This is a genomic window from Bacillus sp. EB106-04-02-XG92, from assembly GCF_058791995.1.
Window position 1 is genome coordinate 258,807 of the sequence record NZ_JBYTEA010000006.1, and the last position, 6,276, is coordinate 265,082.

6 protein-coding genes are annotated in these 6,276 nt (G+C 33.4%); 4 read left to right on the forward strand and 2 right to left on the reverse strand.

The annotated features are described in order from the left end of the window. Positions 1-10: 10 nt before the first annotated feature. Positions 11-1,513, reverse strand: coding sequence for a malate:quinone oxidoreductase (locus tag AC3WVA_RS17425; RefSeq protein ID WP_048526078.1), 1,503 nt, complete (start codon positions 1,511-1,513; stop codon positions 11-13). Between the two features lie 380 nt (positions 1,514-1,893). Between AC3WVA_RS17425 and AC3WVA_RS17430 the strand changes: the two genes are divergently transcribed. Continuing rightward, positions 1,894-2,940, forward strand: a complete 1,047-nt coding sequence (locus tag AC3WVA_RS17430; protein ID WP_098347419.1) for a DUF2332 domain-containing protein — start codon at positions 1,894-1,896, stop codon at positions 2,938-2,940. A gap of 247 nt (positions 2,941-3,187) precedes the next feature. Here the strand turns inward: AC3WVA_RS17430 and AC3WVA_RS17435 are convergent, their stop codons facing one another. After that, complete coding sequence (locus tag AC3WVA_RS17435) at positions 3,188-3,568, reverse strand: VOC family protein (protein WP_071757181.1); 381 nt, start codon at positions 3,566-3,568, stop codon at positions 3,188-3,190. 180 nt (positions 3,569-3,748) lie between these two features. Here AC3WVA_RS17435 and AC3WVA_RS17440 point away from each other — a divergent pair, with 180 nt between their 5' ends. The 3 genes from AC3WVA_RS17440 to AC3WVA_RS17450 all read left to right on the forward strand — a co-directional run. After that, complete coding sequence (locus AC3WVA_RS17440) at positions 3,749-4,240, forward strand: nitroreductase (protein WP_142342063.1); 492 nt, start codon at positions 3,749-3,751, stop codon at positions 4,238-4,240. 309 nt (positions 4,241-4,549) lie between these two features. Then, a complete protein-coding gene (locus AC3WVA_RS17445; protein WP_098347417.1) occupies positions 4,550-5,311 on the forward strand; it encodes a glycosyltransferase family 2 protein in 762 nt (253 codons plus the stop codon). A gap of 243 nt (positions 5,312-5,554) precedes the next feature. Beyond that, the coding region (locus AC3WVA_RS17450; protein ID WP_492322064.1) for an SH3 domain-containing protein at positions 5,555-6,276 on the forward strand (722 nt) is incomplete at its 3' end.

Here is a 6,276-nt window from a genome sequence, read left to right on the forward strand (position 1 = left end):
CGTTTTTTCTTTAGTTATGAACTGTTTCTTTTTCATTTAATCCAAGCGTACGACCTGTAGAAGTGTGAAGATCTTGGAATAATCTTGGGTTTTCTGTTAGTGAAATGCCGTAAGAAGGGATCATTTCTTTTATTTTTCCTTCCCACTCTACCATGCGGCTTGGGAAACATTTTTCTAATACTTCAAGCATGACGTGAACGGCAGTAGAAGCACCTGGTGATGCGCCAAGTAATGCAGCGATTGATCCGTCAGCCGCACTAACAACTTCGGTACCGAATTGAAGTGTACCTTTACCGCCAGCATCAGTGTCTTTAATTACTTGCACACGTTGCCCAGCAACTACAATATCCCAATCTTCACTTTTCGCGTTCGGAATGAATTCGCGTAATTCTTCCATACGTTTTTCATGTGATAACATAACTTGCTGAATTAAGTATTTTGTTAATCCCATTTCTTTTACACCAGCAGCTAACATCGTTAAGACGTTATTCGGTTTTACAGAACCGATTAAGTCAAGATTTGAGCCAGTTTTTAAGAACTTAGGAGAGAACCCTGCGAACGGTCCAAATAGTAAAGCTTTTTTATTGTCTATATATCTCGTATCAAGGTGAGGTACAGACATTGGCGGAGCGCCAACTTTAGCTTTACCGTATACTTTCGCATGATGTTGCTCGATAACTTTTTGATTTTTACATACCATAAATAGTCCACTTACCGGGAATCCACCAATATGTTTTGATTCAGGGATGCCAGTCTTTTGTAGTAGAGGTAGACTACCACCACCGCCGCCGATAAAGACGAATTTTGCAGTATGATGTTCGATTTTACCACTATTCATATCGTGTACTTTTACTTCCCACAAACCATTCTTCGTACGTTTAATATTTTCGACACTATGTTTGTAGTTTAGTTCAACATTTTTCGTTTGTAAGTAATCAAACAACATACGAGTTAATGCACCGAAGTTAACATCTGTTCCAGAGTCAATCTTCGTTGCAGCCATTGGTTCGTTAGGTGTACGTCCTTCCATAATGAGTGGAAGCCATTTTTTTAATGTTTCAGGAGCATCAGAAAATTCCATACCTTGAAACAGTGGATTTTTTGAAAGCGCTTCAAAACGGTTTTTTAGAAACTCAACATTTTTTTCACCTTGTACTAAACTCATATGAGGTAGAGGCATAATAAAATCTTGTGGATTACGAATTAATTTGCTTTTTACAAGATATGCCCAAAATTGTCTTGAAAGCTGGAATTGCTCATTCACTTTTACAGCCTTACTAATATCTATAGATCCGTCAGATTTTTCGGAAGTATAGTTCAGTTCGCATAGCGCAGAATGCCCTGTACCTGCATTATTCCATTCGTTAGAGCTTTCTTCCCCGGCACTTGCGAGTTTTTCAAAAACTTTAATTTCCCATTCAGGTGCTAATTCTTTTAGTAATGAGCCTAACGTTGCACTCATAATTCCTGCACCAATTAAGATAACGTCTGTTTTTTGCTGCATGTTGCTCATGATAATCTCTCCATCCCCTATATTGGCAAAAAAGAGTAGGTGTTTTTATATCTAAGCCGTAAAATGAAAACACCGCCTAGGCCCCACCTAGGTATTTACCTTTTTTGTCTCAATTATATAACCATCTCATACTCTATTATAATAATTAATAGACTAAAATATCTAGTGTTATCTGATAATTTTAAACTATTTAACGTTTTATTCGCCAAAAATCTTATTTAACAAGCTCTTTTAAGGTGATAAATAGAAAAAAATTACAGTTTGAAATTATCCCGAAAAAGCTTACGTATACGAAAGTGGGTAGAATGGATACCTTTTTATGGAATTTTCGTTCTTTGAATAGTAAGATTATTCTGTGACATTAAAAAGGAGAGATACCAATGCGTACACAAGAACAAATCGCAAACTTATTTCGAAATTTTTCAATAAAGGAATGTAAAGGGTCAAGTGACTTATATGAATACTTATCAATACAAATTGCTGAAGATGAGGAAGTACTTACACTATCTTCCTACGCTCAAGCAGGCCAACCAGTCCCAAACTTACTATTAGGAGCCGTACATTATTTATTACTAACAGGGAAAGAACATCATGTAAAAACGTATTATAGTAGCTTAGTTGAAAATGCTAATACGGATTTAGAAAAAGCTTTTTATCATTTTAAAGAATTCTGTAAAACGTACCGAAAAGAAATCATTACTTTGTTACAAACGAAACTTGTTCAAACGAATGAAGTAAGGCGATGTGCGTACTTATACCCAAGTTTCTGTTACATATTTAGTAAAGTGAAGAAGCCGTTAGTGTTAATTGAAATTGGGACAAGTTCTGGATTACAACTATTCTGGGACCAATATAGCTATTCGTACGGAACAGATGAAACATACGGAAATATAAATTCAAATGTGCATGTAACTTCTGAAATAAGAGGGGAGAATGTGCCTCATTTTCTAAAAGAAAGTCCATCTGTCGTAGAAAGAATCGGACTAGACTTACATGTGAATGATTTACATAGTGATGAAGATTATTTATGGTTACGTTCACTCATTTGGCCAGAACATAAAGAAAGACTTGAAATGTTTGACCAAGCAGCATCTTTAGTAAAAAATGAATCTGTCCAATTAATAGAAGGAGACGGTGTGGAGCTATTGCCATCTATTATTGAGCAAATAAGTGAAGATGCTGTAATCTGTATTTTCCATACACACGTCGCAAATCAAATACCTGAACAAGTAAAATATAAGCTAGAAAAACAAATACAAGAAATCGGCGCAAAACGTGATGTATTCCACCTATATAACAACATGTGGGACCGGGACCTTCATATTGATTATTATATTAACGGAAACGAATATCGTGAAACGGTTGGGGAAACAGAAGGGCATGGGAGATGGTTTAGTTGGAATCTTGGGAAAGAGACGCTTTGTTAATATTTCTTCAAAATAAAAAATAGCTAATGGGAATATGCCATTAGCTATTTTTTATTAAATCCATCGGGAATGCAAGTGAAGATATCATTACAAGGTGCAGTAACAACAAGCCAATCCTCACATTGAACACCAGCTTGCCAACACTCATAATCATCATGAACACCATTTACGAAAATAATTTGCCATTCCTTAATGTAATATATTCCTCCAAACTAATTTTCATTAGTTTGGAGGAAAAAAAGATAAATTAAATCGTAATTTCAATTTGATTACCTTCAGGATCGCTTATCACACTTTCGTAATAGCCATCTCCAGTAAAACGTGGTCCATTCAATAAAGGATAACCATCATTTTTTAATGTTGTAGTTAATTCATTTACACGTTCTTCACTACCGACAGAGAAAGCCATATGAGCATAGCCAGTTATGTTGGGGTTAGGCTCTTTTTCTATACCTTTTTTACGCATAATTTCAAGTCTTGCTCCAGATTCGAACGTAATAAAATAAGATTCAAATTGTTTCACTTCATTATGATATAAAGAGTTCGATTTACCATTAAAGTACTTTGTATAGAAAGAACGCATTAATTCTAAATCATTTACCCATATTGCAATATGTTCTATTTTCATAGTTTTCACCAATCCTAACTTAACTAATTAGGTTTTCACTTTATAAAAATTGTTTTTGCATTGCAAGAATTTTGATTGGGTGTTGAAGGTGGTATTAATTTTTGGTTATTTATGAGCATACAATGTGTAATTAAGTAAAGGAGAAACATAAGTAATTAAAGAAAAAGGTGATTGTATCATATGAATCCATTTGAGCAAATGATGTACGTTGGTGTCATTATGTCTATTGTATTATCCGTAATGATTTTAGGATCTTTATATTATAATCCGCGTCTTTCGCTAACTGAGTATCCGAAAGATATTCAAAAGGTAGTGTTTCCAAAATCGATTCATGAAAAAAAGCAAACAATTTATTTTAACATGGCATATAACACTATTTTTTTCGGTACTCCTTTCGTTTCTACATATATATTACATAAACATGAAAAATTATTATATATTGATGCCTATTTACATACTTTTGGTATTTTAATGATTTTTAATGTAGTAGATTTGTTTATACTGGATTGGCTAATCTTTTGCTGGATTACCCCAAGATTTGTTGTTATTCCTAGTACAGAAGGCATGAAGGAATATAAAGATTATAAGTTTCATTTAAGAGGGGCTATAGTCGGCACAAAATTTTTAGCGATTGTAAGTTTGTTTGTGGCAGGAATCGCGATAACCGTGTAGCATAAAAAGTATTGTTTCACTTTGTTTTGGTAGTAGGATTCTAGGTAACTTTAATCAAACTAGTATTAGTATATTTTAAAGTTTTATAATACAACCTCATAAATATTAATATATGTTATATAGAGCGAAATTTCATTTTATCCCGCTTTAATGGGCAGTAAGACCCCCACCTCAAAATTCAGCGAAAGCAAAGAAGTTAGGTGGGGGGCGGGCTGCCCATAAAAGTCCGATTGGTTCAACTAATAATCAGTGAGGGGATGAAGAAAACCCCCACTGATTAAAGTTTCACTTTATAAAAAGGGGTGTGTTATGAAAGAAACGAATGAATCTTCAAGAAACGATTTAAAGAAAGATATAAAATTTTCTATTATAATCCCTGCGCATAATGAAGAAAAGTACATTGGAAAATGTTTAGATTCCATTTCAAAGGCAGCGGAAGCATATAAAAATCAAACTGAAGTCATAGTGGTTTTAAATCGTTGTACAGATAAAACAGAAGAAATAGCAAAGGGGTATAACTGTATTACATTAAAAAATGACGATAAAAATTTATCAAAAATCCGAAATGCAGGAGCCGCGATAGCTACTGGAGAAATAATCATTACTATAGATGCTGATACGCAAATGACAGAGTCTTTTTTGTCTAACGTAGACAAATATTTAGTTTCAGGTAAATATATTGGCGGTGGGGTAACCGGTAAGTTTGAAAGAATATCTTTAGGAATATTTGTTTCCGCATTGTTAATAATAATTCCATTATTTTTTAAGTATGGTGCTATATCTGTCGGGATTTTTTGGTGCTATAGAAAAGATTTTATGGCGATTAATGGATTTAATGAAAATATGCTTATGGCAGAAGATGCAGATTTTGCAAAACGTTTAAAAGAATGGGGAAAACAACAAAATAAGAAGTTCGGTACAATAAAAAATGGAATGATAACTTCGTGCAGAAGATTTGATACATATGGAGATTGGACTTTAGTTAAAAATCCAAAAATAATCTTAGCGTATTTAAAAGGAAATGATAAAAAATATGCAGATAAAACATATTATGATAATCAAGAAAGATAACTGTAGAAATTCTTAAACAAATAGCCTTTTGCTCACCTCATTTTATATATGATGAGGTGATTATTTATGTATTGAACGAAAATGTATAAATTTGATATTCTTGAAGAAAAAGGATATTTTTAACAACAATATATTAAGTAATATTAATATATTGTTACAAAAGTTTTGATATTCTGTGAAAATACCTGATTTTATGGAAGCATTTGATATAATAGAAGTCAAAAAAATGTAATGGAGGCTAATATGAAAAAAATAATTGGCGCAGCTACAGCAACAGTTTTTGGGATGGGGGCTTTTACCACAGTTGCTACTGCAGAAACAATCGTAACAGCGGATGTACTCAACGTACGTGAAAAACCGACTACTGAATCAAAAGTTGTCAAAAAAGTAAAAGAAGGAGAAAAGTTAAAGGTTATACATACGGAAGAAGGATGGTCCAAAATTGATTTAAATGGTAAAGAAGTATTTGTAAGTGCGGAGTTTACAAAAGATGTGTACTATGTAACAGCGAACTTGTTAAATGTCCGTTCTGATGCAAGTACAGAATCAGAAATACTTGGCAGATTAAAAACAAATGATGTAATTGAATCAACGCATCAAGTAAAAGACGGTTGGTTACAATTTGAATATAAAGGAAAAACAGCTTATGTAAATGTTTCTTTCCTATCAAGTACAGCACCAGTTGAAAAAAAAGCTGAAGAGAAAACGAAGCAAGTAGCGAAAGTACAAAAAATGGTTAAAGCTAAGGAAGAAGCTAAAACACAAAAGGTAACAAAGCCTAAGGAAGAAGCTAAAACACAAAAGGTAACAAAGCCTAAGGAAGAAGCTAAAACACAAAAGGTAACAAAGCCTAAGGAAGAAGCTAAAACACAAAAAGTAACAAAGCCTAAAGAAGAAGTGAAAGTACAAGAAGTAGTAAAGCCTAAAGAAGAAGTGAAAGTACAAGAAGTAGCAAAGGCTAAGGA

Excerpts from the sequence above, each read along its gene's own strand:
- AC3WVA_RS17425 (WP_048526078.1), bottom strand. The coding sequence starts at position 1,513 with ATGAGCAACATGCAGCAAAAAACAGACGTTATCTTAATTGGTGCAGGA.
- AC3WVA_RS17430 (WP_098347419.1), top strand. The coding sequence starts at position 1,894 with ATGCGTACACAAGAACAAATCGCAAACTTATTTCGAAATTTTTCAATA.
- AC3WVA_RS17435 (WP_071757181.1), bottom strand. The coding sequence starts at position 3,568 with ATGAAAATAGAACATATTGCAATATGGGTAAATGATTTAGAATTAATG.
- AC3WVA_RS17440 (WP_142342063.1), top strand. The coding sequence starts at position 3,749 with ATGAATCCATTTGAGCAAATGATGTACGTTGGTGTCATTATGTCTATT.
- AC3WVA_RS17445 (WP_098347417.1), top strand. The coding sequence starts at position 4,550 with ATGAAAGAAACGAATGAATCTTCAAGAAACGATTTAAAGAAAGATATA.